Annotated in this window: 28 protein-coding genes; all 28 read left to right on the top strand. The window is 62.0% G+C overall.

Features of this window, described 5'->3' with window-relative positions; all coding sequences use genetic code 11:
- Nucleotides 1–41: 41 nt before the first annotated feature.
- Nucleotides 42–1,283, top strand: a complete 1,242-nt coding sequence (locus ACAD63_RS01380; protein WP_133093426.1) for a styrene monooxygenase/indole monooxygenase family protein — start codon at nucleotides 42–44, stop codon at nucleotides 1,281–1,283.
- A 1-nt stretch (nucleotide 1,284) separates the two neighbouring features.
- Nucleotides 1,285–1,785, top strand: a complete 501-nt coding sequence (locus tag ACAD63_RS01385) for a flavin reductase family protein (RefSeq protein WP_135706074.1) — start codon at nucleotides 1,285–1,287, stop codon at nucleotides 1,783–1,785.
- Nucleotides 1,786–2,074: 289 nt separating this feature from the next.
- Entirely contained in the window at nucleotides 2,075–2,725 is a 651-nt protein-coding gene (rplC, locus tag ACAD63_RS01390) for a 50S ribosomal protein L3 (RefSeq protein ID WP_010812397.1), read from the top strand.
- Nucleotides 2,726–2,737: 12 nt separating this feature from the next.
- Complete coding sequence (gene rplD / locus ACAD63_RS01395) at nucleotides 2,738–3,358, top strand: 50S ribosomal protein L4 (RefSeq protein WP_029047583.1); 621 nt, start codon at nucleotides 2,738–2,740, stop codon at nucleotides 3,356–3,358.
- Complete coding sequence (gene rplW, locus ACAD63_RS01400) at nucleotides 3,355–3,669, top strand: 50S ribosomal protein L23 (RefSeq protein ID WP_006576245.1); 315 nt, start codon at nucleotides 3,355–3,357, stop codon at nucleotides 3,667–3,669. Before rplD ends, rplW begins: the two co-directional genes overlap by 4 nt.
- Nucleotides 3,670–3,671: 2 nt before the next feature.
- Nucleotides 3,672–4,502: a 50S ribosomal protein L2 gene (gene rplB / locus ACAD63_RS01405; RefSeq protein ID WP_029047584.1), complete on the top strand. Its 831-nt coding sequence runs from the start codon at nucleotides 3,672–3,674 to the stop codon at nucleotides 4,500–4,502.
- Nucleotides 4,503–4,524: 22 nt separating this feature from the next.
- The gene (gene rpsS, locus ACAD63_RS01410) at nucleotides 4,525–4,800 is read left to right on the top strand and encodes a 30S ribosomal protein S19 (protein WP_029047585.1); all 276 of its coding nucleotides are present in this window, start codon (nucleotides 4,525–4,527) and stop codon (nucleotides 4,798–4,800) included.
- A gap of 9 nt (nucleotides 4,801–4,809) precedes the next feature.
- Nucleotides 4,810–5,139, top strand: coding sequence for a 50S ribosomal protein L22 (gene rplV, locus ACAD63_RS01415; RefSeq protein WP_003271370.1), 330 nt, complete (start codon nucleotides 4,810–4,812; stop codon nucleotides 5,137–5,139).
- Nucleotides 5,140–5,148: 9 nt separating this feature from the next.
- Nucleotides 5,149–5,946 carry a 30S ribosomal protein S3 gene (gene rpsC / locus ACAD63_RS01420; RefSeq protein ID WP_029047586.1) on the top strand — a complete coding sequence of 266 codons (798 nt, stop codon included), beginning with the start codon at nucleotides 5,149–5,151 and terminating at the stop codon, nucleotides 5,944–5,946.
- Nucleotides 5,947–5,948: 2 nt separating this feature from the next.
- Nucleotides 5,949–6,365: a 50S ribosomal protein L16 gene (gene rplP / locus ACAD63_RS01425; protein ID WP_006576240.1), complete on the top strand. Its 417-nt coding sequence runs from the start codon at nucleotides 5,949–5,951 to the stop codon at nucleotides 6,363–6,365.
- An 11-nt stretch (nucleotides 6,366–6,376) separates the two neighbouring features.
- A complete protein-coding gene (gene rpmC, locus ACAD63_RS01430) occupies nucleotides 6,377–6,571 on the top strand; it encodes a 50S ribosomal protein L29 (RefSeq protein WP_008642937.1) in 195 nt (64 codons plus the stop codon).
- Nucleotides 6,568–6,846: a 30S ribosomal protein S17 gene (gene rpsQ, locus ACAD63_RS01435; protein WP_010812389.1), complete on the top strand. Its 279-nt coding sequence runs from the start codon at nucleotides 6,568–6,570 to the stop codon at nucleotides 6,844–6,846. The genes rpmC and rpsQ overlap by 4 nt, the downstream gene beginning before the upstream one ends.
- Nucleotides 6,847–7,121: 275 nt before the next feature.
- Nucleotides 7,122–7,490, top strand: a complete 369-nt coding sequence (gene rplN / locus ACAD63_RS01440; protein WP_010812388.1) for a 50S ribosomal protein L14 — start codon at nucleotides 7,122–7,124, stop codon at nucleotides 7,488–7,490.
- A 9-nt stretch (nucleotides 7,491–7,499) separates the two neighbouring features.
- Nucleotides 7,500–7,808, top strand: coding sequence for a 50S ribosomal protein L24 (gene rplX, locus ACAD63_RS01445; RefSeq protein WP_010812387.1), 309 nt, complete (start codon nucleotides 7,500–7,502; stop codon nucleotides 7,806–7,808).
- Nucleotides 7,809–7,833: 25 nt separating this feature from the next.
- On the top strand, nucleotides 7,834–8,376 hold the full coding sequence (gene rplE, locus ACAD63_RS01450; RefSeq protein WP_010812386.1) for a 50S ribosomal protein L5: 543 nt from the start codon (nucleotides 7,834–7,836) through the stop codon (nucleotides 8,374–8,376).
- 9 nt (nucleotides 8,377–8,385) lie between these two features.
- Nucleotides 8,386–8,691 carry a 30S ribosomal protein S14 gene (gene rpsN, locus ACAD63_RS01455; protein WP_010812385.1) on the top strand — a complete coding sequence of 102 codons (306 nt, stop codon included), beginning with the start codon at nucleotides 8,386–8,388 and terminating at the stop codon, nucleotides 8,689–8,691.
- Nucleotides 8,692–8,718: 27 nt separating this feature from the next.
- Nucleotides 8,719–9,114, top strand: a complete 396-nt coding sequence (rpsH, locus tag ACAD63_RS01460) for a 30S ribosomal protein S8 (RefSeq protein ID WP_010812384.1) — start codon at nucleotides 8,719–8,721, stop codon at nucleotides 9,112–9,114.
- Between the two features lie 10 nt (nucleotides 9,115–9,124).
- A complete protein-coding gene (gene rplF / locus ACAD63_RS01465) occupies nucleotides 9,125–9,658 on the top strand; it encodes a 50S ribosomal protein L6 (protein WP_133093429.1) in 534 nt (177 codons plus the stop codon).
- An 11-nt stretch (nucleotides 9,659–9,669) separates the two neighbouring features.
- Nucleotides 9,670–10,026, top strand: coding sequence for a 50S ribosomal protein L18 (gene rplR / locus ACAD63_RS01470; RefSeq protein WP_010812382.1), 357 nt, complete (start codon nucleotides 9,670–9,672; stop codon nucleotides 10,024–10,026).
- Nucleotides 10,027–10,047: 21 nt separating this feature from the next.
- The gene (rpsE, locus tag ACAD63_RS01475; RefSeq protein ID WP_006160449.1) at nucleotides 10,048–10,566 is read left to right on the top strand and encodes a 30S ribosomal protein S5; all 519 of its coding nucleotides are present in this window, start codon (nucleotides 10,048–10,050) and stop codon (nucleotides 10,564–10,566) included.
- Between the two features lie 10 nt (nucleotides 10,567–10,576).
- Nucleotides 10,577–10,759: a 50S ribosomal protein L30 gene (rpmD, locus tag ACAD63_RS01480; protein ID WP_010812381.1), complete on the top strand. Its 183-nt coding sequence runs from the start codon at nucleotides 10,577–10,579 to the stop codon at nucleotides 10,757–10,759.
- 19 nt (nucleotides 10,760–10,778) lie between these two features.
- Entirely contained in the window at nucleotides 10,779–11,213 is a 435-nt protein-coding gene (gene rplO, locus ACAD63_RS01485; protein ID WP_063241272.1) for a 50S ribosomal protein L15, read from the top strand.
- A gap of 44 nt (nucleotides 11,214–11,257) precedes the next feature.
- Nucleotides 11,258–12,601 carry a preprotein translocase subunit SecY gene (gene secY / locus ACAD63_RS01490; protein WP_029047589.1) on the top strand — a complete coding sequence of 448 codons (1,344 nt, stop codon included), beginning with the start codon at nucleotides 11,258–11,260 and terminating at the stop codon, nucleotides 12,599–12,601.
- A 23-nt stretch (nucleotides 12,602–12,624) separates the two neighbouring features.
- Nucleotides 12,625–12,843: a translation initiation factor IF-1 gene (gene infA, locus ACAD63_RS01495; protein WP_116320343.1), complete on the top strand. Its 219-nt coding sequence runs from the start codon at nucleotides 12,625–12,627 to the stop codon at nucleotides 12,841–12,843.
- Nucleotides 12,844–12,873: 30 nt separating this feature from the next.
- Nucleotides 12,874–12,990 carry a 50S ribosomal protein L36 gene (gene rpmJ / locus ACAD63_RS01500; RefSeq protein ID WP_008642959.1) on the top strand — a complete coding sequence of 39 codons (117 nt, stop codon included), beginning with the start codon at nucleotides 12,874–12,876 and terminating at the stop codon, nucleotides 12,988–12,990.
- Between the two features lie 19 nt (nucleotides 12,991–13,009).
- Nucleotides 13,010–13,375 (top strand): 30S ribosomal protein S13, encoded by a 366-nt coding sequence (gene rpsM, locus ACAD63_RS01505; RefSeq protein WP_008642961.1) that lies wholly within the window; start codon nucleotides 13,010–13,012, stop codon nucleotides 13,373–13,375.
- 24 nt (nucleotides 13,376–13,399) lie between these two features.
- Nucleotides 13,400–13,798, top strand: coding sequence for a 30S ribosomal protein S11 (rpsK, locus tag ACAD63_RS01510; protein WP_010812376.1), 399 nt, complete (start codon nucleotides 13,400–13,402; stop codon nucleotides 13,796–13,798).
- Between the two features lie 301 nt (nucleotides 13,799–14,099).
- A complete protein-coding gene (gene rpsD, locus ACAD63_RS01515; RefSeq protein ID WP_133093430.1) occupies nucleotides 14,100–14,723 on the top strand; it encodes a 30S ribosomal protein S4 in 624 nt (207 codons plus the stop codon).
- Nucleotides 14,724–14,804 lie beyond the last annotated feature (81 nt).

The raw sequence follows: 14,804 nt of genomic DNA on the forward strand, positions 1-14,804 counted from the left end.
TCGCCGCACACGCCATCCCCATCCAATCAGGAGACCACATCATGCGCCAACGCATCGCCATCGTAGGGGCCGGGCAATCCGGCCTGCAAATGGCCCTCGGGCTGCAGGCGGCCGGCTACCAGGTCACGCTGCTGTCCAATCGCACGCCGGAGCAAGTCCGCACCGGCAAGGTCATGTCGAGCCAGTGCATGTTCGACCGCGCCTTGCAGACCGAGCGCGACCTCGGCCTCAACTGGTGGGACGACAACTGCCCGCCGGTCGAAGGCATCGGCCTGGCCGTGCCGCATCCCGAACTACCCGGCGCGAAAGCCATCGATTGGGCCGCGCCGCTGGACCGGCCGGCACAGGCGGTCGACCAGCGGCTGAAGATGCCGGCGTGGATGGAAGCCTTCGCCGCGCGCGGCGGCGACCTGCGCATCGTCGATGTTGGCGTGGACGAACTGGAAGCGCTGACCGGCGAGCACGACCTGGTGCTGCTGGCCGCCGGCAAGGGCGAGATCGTCAGCCGCTTCGAGCGCGACGCGCAGCGCAGCCCGTTCGACAAGCCGCAACGCGCGCTGGCGCTGACCTATGTCACCGGCATGGTACCGCGCGAGCCGTTCTCGCGGGTTTGCTTCAACCTGATCCCGGGTGTCGGCGAATACTTCGTCTTCCCCGCGCTGACGCTGTCGGGGCCGTGCGAGATCATGGTGTTCGAGGGCATCCCCGGCGGCCCGATGGATCGCTGGGCCGAGGCACGCACGCCCGACCAGCACCTCGCAGAGAGCCTGCGCATCCTGCGCACCTATGCGCCGTGGGAGGCCGAGCGCTGCGAGCGGGTGGCGCTGACCGACGACAACGGCATCCTGTCGGGCCGCTTCGCGCCGACGGTGCGCAAGCCGGTGCTGACGCTGCCTTCGGGCCGGCTGGTATTCGGCATGGCCGATGCCGTGGTGGTCAACGACCCGATCACCGGGCAGGGTTCCAACAATGCCGCCAAATGCTGCAAGGTCTACCTCGACGCCATCCTCGCCCATGGCGAGCGGCCGTTCGACCGTGACTGGATGGAGCAGACCTTCGCCCGCTACTGGCAATACGCCGGCGATGTCGTGGCCTGGACCAACTCGCTGCTGACCCCGCCGCCGCCGCATATCCTGGCGCTGCTGGGCGCGGCAGGGCAGGCGCCCGCGCTGGCGGCGCGCATCGCCAACGGCTTCGACAATCCACCGGACTATTTCCCGTGGTGGATGGACGAGCAGGCTTGCCACCAGCTGATCGACCACCACCTGCCGCAGGCTGCCTGACATGGACACCACCAATCATGCCGCGCCCCTGCTCGATCCGCGCGAGTTGCGGCGGGTTTGCGGCCGCTACGCGACCGGCGTGGCGGTCATCGGTGCCTGTACCGCGCAGCTACGGCCGGTCGGCATCACCGTCAACTCGTTCGCGTCGCTGTCGCTGGCGCCGCCGCTGATCCTGTGGAGCCTGGCGTCGCACTCGCCCAACGCCGGGTTGTTCGAGCCAGGCCGGCCGTTCGGTGTCAGCATCCTGCGCGCCGGGCACGGCGACCTGGCGCGCCGCTTCGCGGCGCCGGCTGTAGACAAGTTCGCCGGCGTGCGCCATACGCGCTGCGCCCAGGGCGTGCCTTACCTTGACGAGGCGCTCGCCACGCTCGCGTGCCGCGTCGAGCGTGCCGATCCCGTGGGCGATCACCTGCTGATCGTCGGCGCGGTGGAGTCCATCTCGGCGGAAGAAGGCGAGCCGCTGGTCTTCTATAGTGGCGGCTTCGTGCGCGTCGCCGCCTGAGCCGCATGCCGGCGAGCGGCGTCTGCTGCCCGCCGCGCCGCCTTCGTGCCAGCTTTTGTGCACATCTGCTTGAATCCTGCCTACAACACCCATCGGCAAATCACAATTGCTTATTGCCCTTTCCTCGGGGAAGGGTTATAGTGTAAGGCTACCCGTGTCTCCGGGTAGTGGGTTGGCCGTTTTGGCCAGGCGCAGTCCTCTTTAGCGCAGCCCATCCGCGCACAAGCGCAAACACAGTTTTCGTGTATCAATCAGCCCCGGCCAATCGCAGCTGGGAATGGAGCAAACCATGAGCCTTGGCCTTGTAGGTCGCAAGGTTGGCATGACCCGTATTTTCACGGACGACGGTGAAGCGATTCCCGTGACCGTGGTCGAGGTCGGCGACAACCGCGTGACGCAAATCAAGACGGACGAGACCGACGGTTATACCGCGGTTCAAGTCACCTTCGGCGCACGACGCGCAAGCCGCGTCACCAAGCCGCTGGCGGGTCACCTCGCCAAAGCCGGCGTGGAAGCCGGCGAAATCATCCGCGAATTCCGTATCGATGCAGCCAAGGCTGCCGAACTGCAAGCTGGCGGTTCGCTGTCGGTCGACCTGTTCGAAGTCGGTCAGAAGATCGACGTGCAGGGCGTGACCATCGGTAAGGGCTACGCCGGTACCATCAAGCGCTATCACTTCGCCTCCGGCCGTGCCACCCACGGTAACTCGCGCTCGCACAACGTGCCGGGCTCGATCGGTATGGCGCAGGATCCGGGCCGCGTGTTCCCGGGCAAGCGCATGACCGGTCACCTGGGCGATGTCACCCGCACCGTGCAGAACCTGGAGATCGCCAAGATCGACGCAGAGCGCAAGCTGCTGCTGGTCAAGGGCGCCATCCCTGGCTCCAAGAACGGCAAGGTCATCGTTACCCCGGCCGTCAAGGCCAAAGCCAAAGCTTAAGGAGCGCATGTAATGGAACTCAAGCTCCTCCAGGACAATGGCCAGATCGGCGCGGGCGTTGCCGCTTCGCCCGAAGTGTTCGGCCGTGACTACAACGAAGCCCTCGTTCACCAGATCGTCGTCGCTTACCAGGCCAACGCGCGCAGCGGTAACCGCAAGCAGAAGGATCGTGAAGAGGTCAAGCACACGACCAAGAAGCCGTGGCGCCAGAAGGGTACGGGCCGTGCTCGTGCCGGTATGTCTTCCTCGCCGCTGTGGCGCGGGGGCGGCCGTATCTTCCCGAATTCGCCGGAAGAGAACTTCAGCCAGAAGGTCAACAAGAAGATGTTCCGTGCCGGCATGCGCTCGATTTACTCGCAGCTCGCACGTGAAGGTCGTATCAATGTGGTGGACGGTTTCACCGTCGACGCGCCCAAGACCAAGCTCTTGGCCGACAAGTTCAAGGCCATGGGCCTGGACTCGGTGCTGATCATCACCGACAGCCTCGACGAAAACCTCTACCTGGCTTCGCGCAACCTGCCGCACGTGGCAGTTGTCGAGCCGCGCCAGGCTGATCCGCTGTCGCTCGTGCACTACAAGAAGGTGCTGGTGACCAAGGCAGCCGTCGCGCAGATCGAGGAGTTGCTGAAATGACGCAAGTAGCCAAGAACGATCATCGTTTGATGCAGGTGCTGCTCGCGCCGGTGGTTTCCGAAAAGGCAACCCTGGTCGCCGACAAGAATGAACAAGTCGTGTTCGAAGTGGCCCGCGATGCCAACAAGGCAGAAGTGAAGGCCGCCGTCGAACTGCTGTTCAAGGTCGAGGTGCAGTCCGTTCAGATCCTGAACCAGAAGGGCAAGCAGAAGCGCTTCGGCCGTTTCATGGGCCGTCGCAACCACGTGAAGAAAGCTTACGTGTCGCTGAAGCCGGGTCAGGAAATCAATTTTGAAGCGGAGGCCAAGTAATCATGGCACTCGTCAAGACCAAGCCGACTTCCCCGGGTCGTCGCTCGATGGTGAAGGTCGTCAACAAGGACCTTCACAAGGGCGCCCCGCACGCTCCGCTGCTGGAAAAGCAATTCCAGAAGTCGGGTCGTAACAACAATGGTCATATCACCACCCGCCACAAGGGCGGTGGTCATAAGCACCACTACCGCGTGGTCGACTTCAAGCGCAACGACAAGGACGGCATCCCCGCCAAGGTCGAGCGCCTGGAATACGATCCGAACCGCAGCGCCAACATCGCGCTGGTCGTGTTCGCCGACGGCGAGCGCCGCTACATCATCGCCACCAAGGGCATGGTTGCCGGCCAATCGCTGCTGAATGGCTCGGAAGCGCCGATCAAGGCTGGTAACAACCTGCCGATCCGCAACATTCCGGTCGGTACCACGATCAACAACGTGGAAATGCTGCCGGGCAAGGGCGCCCAGATCGCCCGCGCTGCAGGCGGCTCCGCCGTGCTGCTGGCCCGTGAAGGCCTGTACGCCCAGGTTCGCCTGCGCTCCGGCGAAGTGCGCCGCGTGCACATCGAGTGCCGCGCCACCGTCGGTGAAGTTGGCAACGAAGAGCACAGCCTGCGCGTCATCGGCAAGGCCGGTGCGACCCGTTGGCGCGGTATCCGCCCGACGGTCCGCGGCGTTGTGATGAACCCGGTCGACCACCCGCACGGTGGTGGCGAGGGCAAGACCGCTGCTGGCCGCGATCCGGTGTCGCCGTGGGGTACCCCGACCAAGGGCTACCGCACCCGCAGCAACAAGCGCACGGACAGCATGATCGTCCAGAAGCGCCACAAGCGTTAATCGGTAGGTAGGAGCTAAAGATATGACTCGTTCCGCTAAAAAGGGTCCGTTCTGCGACGCCCACCTGCTGAAGAAGGTGGAAGTTGCAGTCAGCGGCAAGGACAAGAAGCCCATCAAGACTTGGTCGCGCCGCTCGACCATTCTGCCGGAGTTCATTGGCCTGACGATCGCCGTGCACAACGGCCGTCAACACGTGCCGGTGTACGTGACGGAAAACATGGTTGGCCACAAGCTCGGCGAATTTGCGATCACCCGCACGTTCAAGGGCCACGCGGCTGACAAGAAAGCGAAGAGGTAAGGTGCCATCATGGAAGTGAAAGCGATTCATCGCGGTGCCCGCATCTCCGCCCAGAAGACGCGCCTGGTCGCTGACCAGATCCGTGGTCTGCCGATCGAGCGCGCGCTCAATGTCCTGACGTTCAGCCCGAAAAAGGCTGCCGGGATTGTGAAGAAGGTGGTCGAATCGGCCATCGCCAACGCTGAGCACAACGAAGGCGCCGACATCGACGAACTCAAGGTCAAATCGATCTACGTCGACAAGGCGACCTCGCTCAAGCGCTTCACCGCACGGGCGAAGGGCCGCGGCAACCGCATCGAGAAACAAACCTGTCACATCACTGTGACGCTCGGCAACTAAGGAGTCACGATGGGACAGAAGATTCATCCGACTGGCTTCCGTCTGGCTGTCAGCCGTAACTGGGCTTCGCGCTGGTACGCCAGCAACACGAAGTTCGCCGGCATGCTGAAGGAAGACATCGAAGTTCGCGACTTCCTGAAGAAGAAGCTGAAGAACGCATCGGTTGGCCGCGTCGTCATCGAGCGCCCCGCCCGCAATGCCCGCATCACCATTTACAGCTCGCGTCCGGGCGTGGTGATCGGCAAGAAGGGTGAGGACATCGAACTGCTGAAGGCCGAACTGCAGCGTCGCATGGGCGTGCCCGTGCACGTGAACATCGAGGAAATCCGCAAGCCGGAAACCGATGCTCAGCTGATCGCCGACTCGATCACCCAGCAGCTCGAGCGCCGCATCATGTTCCGCCGCGCCATGAAGCGCGCCATGCAGAACGCGATGCGCCTGGGTGCCCAGGGCATCAAGATCATGAGCGCCGGCCGTCTGAACGGTATCGAAATCGCACGTACCGAGTGGTACCGCGAAGGCCGTGTGCCCCTGCACACCCTGCGCGCCGACATCGACTACGGCTTCTCCGAAGCAGAAACCACCTACGGCATCATCGGTGTCAAGGTGTGGGTCTACAAGGGTGATCACCTCGGCCGCAATGAAGCGCCGGTGGTGGAAGAGCCGCAAGACGACCGTCGTCGTCGCCCGGGTCGTCCGGAAGGCCGCCGCCGTGAAGGCGAAGGCCGTCCGGGTGGCAACCGCCGTGGCGGTGCCGGTGCCGGTCGTCGCGCTGCGCCTGGCGCAGATGGGAAGAGTGGAGAATAACGATGCTGCAACCTAAGCGCAGAAAATACCGCAAGGAGCAGAAAGGCCGCAACACGGGTAAGGCTACCCGTGGCAACGCCGTGTCTTTCGGCGAATTCGGCCTGAAGGCCATGGGCCGTGGCCGTCTGACGGCTCGCCAGATCGAGTCGGCACGTCGTGCGATGACCCGTCACATCAAGCGTGGCGGCCGCATCTGGATCCGGATCTTCCCGGACAAGCCGATCTCGAAGAAGCCCGCTGAAGTCCGTATGGGTAACGGTAAGGGCAATCCGGAGTACTACGTGGCTGAAATCCAGCCGGGCAAGATGCTGTACGAAATGGATGGCGTGAGCGAAGAGCTGGCGCGTGAGGCGTTCCGCCTCGCAGCGGCCAAGCTGCCGATCGCCACCAATTTCGTGGTGCGCCAGGTCGGGACGTAAGGAGAGCAGGGATGAAAGCATCCGAACTTCGCGGCAAGGACGCCGCAGGCCTGAACCAGGAGCTCTCCGAGCTGCTGAAGGCCCAATTTAGCCTGCGCATGCAAAAGGCAACCCAACAGCTGCAGAACACCAGCCAGCTGAAGAAGGTTCGCAAGGACATCGCGCGCGTGCAAACCGTGCTGACTGAAAAGGCGAACGCGAAATGACTGAAGCTGCACAAACGGAAAAGTCGCTTCGCCGTACCCTGGTCGGCCGTGTCGTGAGCGACAAGATGGACAAGACCGTTACGGTCTTGGTGGAAAACCGCGTCAAGCATCCCCTGTACGGCAAGTACGTGCTGCGTTCCAAGAAGTACCACGCACACGACGAAGCCAACCAGTACAAGGAAGGCGACAAGGTCGAAATCCAGGAAGGCCGTCCGCTGTCGCGGACCAAGTCCTGGGTGGTTTCCCGGCTGGTAGAGGCTGCACGCGTCATCTAAGAACAACACGTTCTTAGCTTGACTTGCAAGTCCAGGATTATGTAGCTATAATCCTGGACTTCCGCTTTATTGCGTTCGCCTTAGCAGTACCACCCGGGCGGGCCTGTTGAGCGAGCCAGGGCCAAGCGATTCGACATCAGTCAAGTTGCCAGGCTCCTACCGACTTCAAAGTTGATCAACCCATACGGTGCTGGCGCAAGGCCGGAACCGACGGGACCAAGACTGACCGACGGGCGCTATGGCACCTGGCGGATTAAGTTGGGAAGACAAACACCATGATTCAGACAGAAAGCCGGCTCGAAGTGGCCGATAACACTGGTGCGCGCGAAGTGCTGTGCATCAAGGTGCTGGGTGGCTCCAAGCGCCGCTACGCAAGCGTTGGCGACATCATCAAGGTGACCGTCAAGGACGCAGCGCCGCGCGGTCGCGTGAAGAAGGGCGACATCTACAACGCCGTCGTCGTGCGTACCGCCAAGGGCGTGCGCCGCGCTGACGGTTCGCTGATCAAGTTCGACGGCAATGCCGCCGTCCTGCTGAACAACAAGCTCGAGCCGATCGGCACCCGTATTTTCGGGCCGGTGACTCGTGAACTCCGTACCGAGCGCTTCATGAAGATCGTGTCGCTCGCTCCGGAAGTGCTGTAAGGAGCCGACATGAACAAGATTCGCAAAGGCGATGAAGTCATCGTCCTGACCGGCAAGGACAAGGGCAAGCGCGGTACCGTGCAGGCCGTGCTCGGTGACAAGGTTGCGGTGCAGGGCGTGAACATCGCCAAGAAGCATGCGCGCCCGAACCCGATGCTGGGCACCACCGGTGGCGTGGTTGACAAGGTCATGCCGCTGCATATTTCCAACGTTGCGCTCGTGGATGCCAATGGCAAGCCGTCGCGCGTCGGCATCAAGGTGGAAGACGGCAAGCGCGTGCGCGTGCTGAAGACCACCGGCGCCGTCGTGGCAGCTTGATTCTGGGCACGTTTAGGAGTTGAGCATGGCAGCACGTCTGCAAGAGTTTTACAAAGAACAGGTTGTGCCGAAGCTGATCGAACAGTTCGGCTACAAGTCGGTCATGGAAGTGCCGCGCATCACCAAGATCACCCTGAACATGGGCCTTGGCGAAGCGATCAATGACAAGAAGATCATTGAAAACGCCGTCGGCGACCTGACCAAGATCGCCGGTCAGAAGCCGGTCGTGACGAAGGCCAAGAAGGCCATCGCCGGCTTCAAGATCCGCCAGGGCTACCCCATCGGTGCGATGGTGACCCTGCGCGGCGAGCGCATGTTCGAATTCCTCGATCGTTTCGTCACCGTGGCCCTGCCGCGCGTGCGTGACTTCCGTGGTGTGTCGGGCCGTTCGTTTGACGGTCGTGGCAACTACAACATCGGTGTGAAAGAGCAGATCATTTTCCCCGAAATCGAGTACGACAAGATCGACGCACTGCGTGGTCTGAACATCAGCATCACGACGACGGCAAAGAACGACGAGGAAGCCAAGGCACTCCTCGGTGCGTTCAAGTTCCCGTTCCGCAATTAAGGGGTAACCGTGGCTAAACTGGCTCTGATTGAACGTGAGAAGAAGCGCGCCAAGCTGGTGGCGAAGTACGCCGCCAAGCGCGCCAACCTCAAGGCCATTATCGACGACCAAGAGAAGTCGGAAGAAGAGCGTTACAGCGCGCGTCTCGAGCTGCAACAGCTCCCGCGCAACGCGAACCCGACTCGCCAGCGCAATCGCTGCGCGATCACCGGTCGTCCCCGCGGTACCTTCCGCAAGTTTGGCCTGGCGCGTAACAAGATCCGCGAAATCGCCTTCAAGGGCGAAATCCCGGGTCTGACGAAAGCCAGCTGGTAATTACGCACAGGCTACAGGAGAAACAGTATGAGCATGAGCGATCCTATCGCCGATATGCTGACGCGCATCCGCAACGCCCAGGGCGTGCAGAAGGCGTCGGTTGTCATGCCGTCGTCGAAGCTGAAAGTGGCAATCGCCAAGGTCCTGAAGGACGAAGGCTACATCGACGATTACGCCGTCCAGGAAGATGGCGGCAAGGCACAACTGAGCATCGGCCTGAAGTACTACGCCGGCCGTCCGGTGATCGAGCGCATCGAGCGCGTCTCGAAGCCCGGCCTGCGCGTGTACAAGGGCCGCAGCGACATCCCGCAAGTGATGAACGGCCTGGGTGTGGCGATCATCTCGACCCCGCAGGGTCTGATGACCGACCGCAAGGCTCGCGCCACCGGCGTGGGCGGCGAAGTTCTCTGCTACGTCGCTTAAGGAGAGAACCATGTCCCGTGTAGGTAAGGCTCCCATCGCGCTCCCCAAGGGCGCGGAAGTGAACGTGGCAGCTGGCGTGCTCTCCGTGAAGGGTCCGCTGGGTACGCTGTCGCAACCGATTCACAGCCTGGTCAAGGTCAATGTCGAGAACGACACGCTGACCTTCTCGCCGGCTGACGAGTCGCGTGAAGCAAACGCCCTGCAAGGCACCATGCGCGCCCTGGCGGCGAACATGGTCAAGGGCGTGACCACCGGTTTCGAGCGCAAGCTGAACCTCGTTGGCGTGGGCTACCGTGCCCAGCTGCAAGGCGCTGCGCTGAAGCTCCAGCTTGGTTTCTCGCACGACGTGATCCATGAGATGCCGGAAGGCGTGAAGGCGGAAACGCCGACGCAGACCGAGATCATCATCAAGGGTGCGGACAAGCAGAAAGTCGGTCAGGTTGCCGCGGAAGTCCGCGCGTACCGCCCGCCTGAGCCCTACAAGGGCAAGGGTGTGCGCTACAGCGACGAGCGCGTCATCCTGAAGGAAACCAAGAAGAAGTAAGGGGTGCAATGATGAACAAGAAAGACGCTCGTTTGCGCCGTGCACGTCAGACCCGCGCCAAGATCGCGGAGATGAAAGTCAATCGTCTGACCGTGTTCCGTACGAATTCGCATATTTACGCCCAGGTCTTCTCCGAGTGCGGCACCAAGGTGCTGGCTTCGGCTTCGACCGCAGAGGTGGAAGTGCGCAAGGAACTGGATGGCAAGGGCGCTACCGCCGCTGCCGCCACCGTGGTTGGCAAGCGCATCGCCGAGAAGGCGAAGGCTGCCGGCGTGGAAACCGTCGCGTTCGATCGCGCCGGCTTCCGTTTCCATGGCCGCGTGAAGGCCCTGGCAGACGCCGCCCGCGAAGCCGGCCTGAAGTTCTAAGCGCATAGAGAGAGATACGTCATGGCAAAGATGCAAGCAAAAGTCCAACAGGACGAACGCGACGACGGCCTCCGCGAGAAGATGATCTCGGTCAACCGTGTCACCAAGGTGGTGAAGGGTGGCCGGATTCTCGGTTTCGCAGCGCTGACCGTGGTTGGTGACGGCGATGGCCGCATCGGCATGGGCAAGGGCAAGGCCAAGGAAGTGCCGGTTGCTGTTCAGAAGGCAATGGACGAAGCCCGTCGCAAGATGGTCAAGGTCTCGCTGAAGAACGGCACGCTGCAACACGAAGTCGTTGGCAAGCACGGCGCCGCCAAGGTGCTGATGATGCCCGCCAAGGAAGGTACCGGCGTGATCGCTGGCGGCCCGATGCGCGCGATCTTCGAAGTGATGGGCGTCACCAACGTGGTGACCAAGTCGCACGGCTCCACCAACCCGTACAACATGGTTCGCGCCACGCTGGACGGCCTTCAGAAGATGAGCACGCCGGGCGAAATCGCCGCGAAGCGTGGCAAGTCGGTCGAAGACATCCTGGGTTAAGGTGAACGCAATGTCGCAGAAAACCGTAAAAGTGCAACTCGTGCGCAGCCTGATCGGCACGCGCGAGGATCATCGCGCCACCGTTCGTGGCCTGGGCCTGCGCCGCATCAACTCGGTGTCGGAGCTGCAGGACACGCCCGCCGTGCGCGGCATGATCAACAAGGTCTCGTACCTGGTGAAGGTTCTGGCCTGATCGGGACTTGGAGAGCAAGATGCAACTGAACAACCTGAAACCGGCTGCCGGTTCGAAGCACGCCAAGCGTCGCGTCGGCCGCGGTATCGGCTCCGGCCTGGGCAAGACTGCCGGTCGCGGTCACAAGGGTCAGAAGTCGCGTTCGGGCGGCTTCCACAAGGTGGGTTTCGAAGGCGGTCAAATGCCGCTGTATCGTCGCCTGCCGAAGCGCGGCTTCACCTCGCTGACCAAGGCGTTCACCGCCGAAGTCACGCTGCGTGACATCGAGCGCCTGGAAGCGGCCGAAGTCGACCTGCTGGTTCTGAAGCAGGCTGGCCTGGTCAGCGACCTGGTCAAGAGCGCCAAGGTCATCAAGGCCGGCGAGCTGACCCGCAAGGTGACGATCAAGGGTCTGGGCGCCACCGCTGGCGCCAAGGCCGCGATCGAAGCCGCTGGCGGCCAGATCGCAGCCTGACAAGACATTTATCGCAGCATAGGCAGTTATAGTCGGAGCATCGTTTGGCCACGGCGAAACCCAATGCAAGCGCGCAAGCCAGGAACACGGCGAAGTACGGCGACCTCAAGCGCCGGCTGATGTTTCTGGTGCTGGCCCTGATCGTGTACCGCATCGGCGCTCATATTCCGGTGCCCGGTATCGATCCGGAGCAGCTTGCGAAGCTTTTCCAGAGTCAGTCGGGTGGCATCCTCGGGATGTTCAACCTGTTCTCGGGCGGGGCGCTGTCGCGCTTTACCGTCTTCGCGCTCGGCATCATGCCGTACATCTCGGCGTCGATCATCATGCAGTTGCTGACGATCGTGCTGCCGCAGCTGGAGTCGCTGAAGAAGGAAGGGCAGGCAGGCCAGCGCAAGATCACGCAGTACACGCGCTACGGCACCGTGGTCCTGGCCACGTTCCAGGCGCTGTCGATTGCGGTGGCGCTGGAGTCGCAGCCGGGGCTGGTGCTGGATCCTGGCCTGATGTTCCGGGCCACGGCGGTGATCACGCTGGTGACCGGTACGATGTTCCTGATGTGGCTGGGTGAGCAGATCACCGAGCGGGGTCTGGGCAACGGCATCTCGATCATCATCTTCGGCGGTATCGCGGCGGGCCTGCCCAACGCGATCGGCGGACTGTTCGAACTGGTCCGCACGGGTTCCATGAGCATCATCGCGGCGATCTTCATCGTGGCGATCGTGATCGGTGTGACCTTCGCAGTGGTGTTCGTCGAGCGTGGCCAGCGCAAGATCCTGGTGAACTATGCCAAGCGTCAGGTCGGCAACAAGGTGTACGGCGGACAGTCGTCGCACCTGCCGCTGAAGCTGAACATGGCAGGGGTGATTCCGCCGATCTTCGCGTCGTCGATCATCCTGTTCCCGGCAACGATCGCGGGCTGGTTCACGTCTGACGCGACTGGATCGGTGGGCGGGTTCATCAAGGACCTGGCTGCCACGCTGTCGCCGGGCCAGCCGGTCTACATCCTGCTGTACGCTGCTGCGATTGTATTTTTCTGCTTCTTCTACACGGCCCTGGTCTACAACAGCCGTGAAGTGGCAGACAACCTGAAGAAAAGCGGTGCCTTCATTCCGGGCATTCGTCCGGGCGAGCAGACGACGCGCTATATCGACAAGATCCTGGTGCGTTTGACGCTGGCTGGTGCGATCTACATCACACTGGTCTGCCTGTTGCCGGAATTCCTGGTGCTGCGCTGGAACGTTCCGTTCTATTTCGGCGGAACCTCCCTGCTGATCATCGTGGTCGTCACGATGGACTTCATGGCCCAGGTTCAGTCCTATGTCATGTCGCAGCAGTATGAGTCGCTGCTGAAGAAGGCGAATTTCAAGGGTAATCTGACCTTGCGCTGACTTCGGATCGGTACAGGCTAGGTATGGCAAAAGACGACGTCATCCAGATGCAGGGCCAGGTCCTGGAGAACCTGCCCAATGCGACGTTCCGAGTCAAGCTGGAGAATGGCCATGTAGTGCTGGGCCACATCTCCGGCAAGATGAGAATGAACTACATCCGGATTCTTCCGGGTGACAAGGTGACGGTCGAGCTGACCCCATATGATCTGTCGCGCGCACGAATCGTCTTCCGGACGAAGTGAGCGAACAGGAATTGAAGGAAGAGGAAAATTATGAAAGTGCTGGCTTCTGTTAAGCGCATTTGCCGCAACTGCAAAATCATCAAGCGCAACGGTGTCGTGCGCGTGATCTGCTCGTCGGATCCCCGCCACAAGCAACGCCAAGGCTAATCGGAAAGAGGATTGACGAATGGCACGTATCGCAGGGGTTAACATCCCGAACCACAAGCATACCGAAATCGGCCTGACCGCCATTTACGGTATCGGCCGCTCGCGCGCCCGCAAGATTTGCGAGGCCACCGGTGTACCGTTTGACAAGAAGGTCAAGGATCTGACCGACGCCGACCTGGAAAAGCTTCGTGACGAAGTGGGCAAGGTCACGGTCGAGGGTGACCTGCGTCGTGAAACCACGATGAACATCAAGCGTCTGATGGACCTTGGTTGCTATCGTGGCATGCGTCACCGCAAGGGCCTGCCCATGCGCGGTCAGCGTACCCGTACCAACGCACGTACCCGCAAGGGTCCGCGCAAGGCCGGCGTGGCTCTGAAGAAGTAAAGCCGAAGGCAGAGGAAGAAACTAATGGCAAAAGGTCCGAATAACGCCGCTCGCGCGCGTAAGAAGGTCAAGAAGAACGTTGCCGACGGCATTGCGCACGTCCACGCCTCGTTCAACAACACCATCATCACGATCACCGACCGTCAGGGCAATGCCCTGTCGTGGGCGACCGCCGGTGGCCAGGGCTTCAAGGGTTCGCGCAAGTCGACCCCGTTCGCTGCCCAGGTTGCTGCCGAGAACGCCGGCCGCGTGGCGCAAGACCAGGGCATCAAGAACCTGGAAGTGCGCATCAAGGGCCCTGGCCCTGGCCGTGAGTCGGCTGTCCGCGCGCTGAACGCGCTGGGCATCAAGATCGCGATCATCGAAGACGTCACGCCGATTCCGCACAACGGCTGCCGTCCGCCGAAGCGCCGCCGCATCTAAGCGATGGCGTGTCCGAGCCCGGTGGGTTTACCTGCCGGTTTCGGATATGGTAGTATCGCGCGTTGACCTGCTGCATTTGATGCGGCAGGTTTTCGTTTTGCATCGAGGGAATGTCGCATAAAGCACATTTCGGTGTCGATGCACTGTAAATGCTTTCAGCGTCGTATCCCGGCCCCAACAGGCCAGGTCGCGCTTCATAAGCCCACCGTCCGTCACGGTCTTCCCGGGTTTCCGGGGGGTACTGCGTTGGCGGACTCGCGGCGCGTCAAGAAGGCGCCGTGATCGATCAAAGGAAGACAACGTGGCACGTTATACCGGCCCGAAGGCCAAACTTTCCCGCCGTGAAGGCACCGACCTGTTCCTGAAGAGCTCGCGCCGCTCGCTGGCCGACAAGTGCAAGCTGGACAGCAAGCCGGGCCAGCATGGCCGCACCTCGGGTGCACGCACCTCGGACTACGGCAACCAGCTGCGCGAAAAGCAGAAGGTCAAGCGCATCTACGGCGTGCTCGAGCGCCAGTTCCGCCGCTACTTCGCCGAAGCCGATCGCCGCAAGGGCAACACCGGCGAAAACCTGCTGCAACTGCTGGAATCGCGCCTGGACAACGTGGTGTACCGCATGGGCTTCGGCTCGACCCGCGCTGAAGCGCGCCAGCTGGTTTCGCACAAGGCGATCCTGGTGAACGGTCAGACCCTGAACGTGCCGTCGGCCCAGATCAAGTCGGGCGACATCATCGCCATCCGCGAGCAGTCGAAGAAGCAAGTCCGTATCGCCGAAGCGCTGTCGCTGGCCGAGCAGTCGGGCTTCCCGACCTGGGTTGCCGTGGATGCCAAGAAGTTCGAAGGTACCTTCAAGCAAGTTCCGGATCGCGCCGATATCTCTGGCGACATCAACGAAAGCCTGATCGTCGAACTGTACTCGCGTTAATCCGCGAGGCAGACGGCCCAGCGCTTGCGTTCTCCGCAAAGCTTCTCTTTCAGCCCGACGCGCGCTACGCGCGGTCGGGCT

Origin of the sequence: Cupriavidus sp. a3, assembly GCF_051015765.1 — a bacterium.
Lineage (GTDB): Bacteria > Pseudomonadota > Gammaproteobacteria > Burkholderiales > Burkholderiaceae > Cupriavidus > Cupriavidus oxalaticus_A.

Excerpts from the sequence above, each read along its gene's own strand:
- ACAD63_RS01385 (WP_135706074.1), top strand. The coding sequence starts at position 1,285 with ATGGACACCACCAATCATGCCGCGCCCCTGCTCGATCCGCGCGAGTTG.
- rpsQ (WP_010812389.1), top strand. The coding sequence starts at position 6,568 with ATGACTGAAGCTGCACAAACGGAAAAGTCGCTTCGCCGTACCCTGGTC.
- rplB (WP_029047584.1), top strand. The coding sequence starts at position 3,672 with ATGGCACTCGTCAAGACCAAGCCGACTTCCCCGGGTCGTCGCTCGATG.
- rpsM (WP_008642961.1), top strand. The coding sequence starts at position 13,010 with ATGGCACGTATCGCAGGGGTTAACATCCCGAACCACAAGCATACCGAA.
- rpsS (WP_029047585.1), top strand. The coding sequence starts at position 4,525 with ATGACTCGTTCCGCTAAAAAGGGTCCGTTCTGCGACGCCCACCTGCTG.
- rplW (WP_006576245.1), top strand. The coding sequence starts at position 3,355 with ATGACGCAAGTAGCCAAGAACGATCATCGTTTGATGCAGGTGCTGCTC.
- rplX (WP_010812387.1), top strand. The coding sequence starts at position 7,500 with ATGAACAAGATTCGCAAAGGCGATGAAGTCATCGTCCTGACCGGCAAG.
- rplC (WP_010812397.1), top strand. The coding sequence starts at position 2,075 with ATGAGCCTTGGCCTTGTAGGTCGCAAGGTTGGCATGACCCGTATTTTC.
- rplO (WP_063241272.1), top strand. The coding sequence starts at position 10,779 with ATGCAACTGAACAACCTGAAACCGGCTGCCGGTTCGAAGCACGCCAAG.
- ACAD63_RS01380 (WP_133093426.1), top strand. The coding sequence starts at position 42 with ATGCGCCAACGCATCGCCATCGTAGGGGCCGGGCAATCCGGCCTGCAA.
- rplE (WP_010812386.1), top strand. The coding sequence starts at position 7,834 with ATGGCAGCACGTCTGCAAGAGTTTTACAAAGAACAGGTTGTGCCGAAG.
- rplR (WP_010812382.1), top strand. The coding sequence starts at position 9,670 with ATGAACAAGAAAGACGCTCGTTTGCGCCGTGCACGTCAGACCCGCGCC.
- rpsK (WP_010812376.1), top strand. The coding sequence starts at position 13,400 with ATGGCAAAAGGTCCGAATAACGCCGCTCGCGCGCGTAAGAAGGTCAAG.
- rpmJ (WP_008642959.1), top strand. The coding sequence starts at position 12,874 with ATGAAAGTGCTGGCTTCTGTTAAGCGCATTTGCCGCAACTGCAAAATC.
- infA (WP_116320343.1), top strand. The coding sequence starts at position 12,625 with ATGGCAAAAGACGACGTCATCCAGATGCAGGGCCAGGTCCTGGAGAAC.
- rpsE (WP_006160449.1), top strand. The coding sequence starts at position 10,048 with ATGGCAAAGATGCAAGCAAAAGTCCAACAGGACGAACGCGACGACGGC.
- rplF (WP_133093429.1), top strand. The coding sequence starts at position 9,125 with ATGTCCCGTGTAGGTAAGGCTCCCATCGCGCTCCCCAAGGGCGCGGAA.
- rplP (WP_006576240.1), top strand. The coding sequence starts at position 5,949 with ATGCTGCAACCTAAGCGCAGAAAATACCGCAAGGAGCAGAAAGGCCGC.
- rplD (WP_029047583.1), top strand. The coding sequence starts at position 2,738 with ATGGAACTCAAGCTCCTCCAGGACAATGGCCAGATCGGCGCGGGCGTT.
- rplN (WP_010812388.1), top strand. The coding sequence starts at position 7,122 with ATGATTCAGACAGAAAGCCGGCTCGAAGTGGCCGATAACACTGGTGCG.
- rpmC (WP_008642937.1), top strand. The coding sequence starts at position 6,377 with ATGAAAGCATCCGAACTTCGCGGCAAGGACGCCGCAGGCCTGAACCAG.
- rpmD (WP_010812381.1), top strand. The coding sequence starts at position 10,577 with ATGTCGCAGAAAACCGTAAAAGTGCAACTCGTGCGCAGCCTGATCGGC.
- rpsC (WP_029047586.1), top strand. The coding sequence starts at position 5,149 with ATGGGACAGAAGATTCATCCGACTGGCTTCCGTCTGGCTGTCAGCCGT.
- rpsH (WP_010812384.1), top strand. The coding sequence starts at position 8,719 with ATGAGCATGAGCGATCCTATCGCCGATATGCTGACGCGCATCCGCAAC.
- rplV (WP_003271370.1), top strand. The coding sequence starts at position 4,810 with ATGGAAGTGAAAGCGATTCATCGCGGTGCCCGCATCTCCGCCCAGAAG.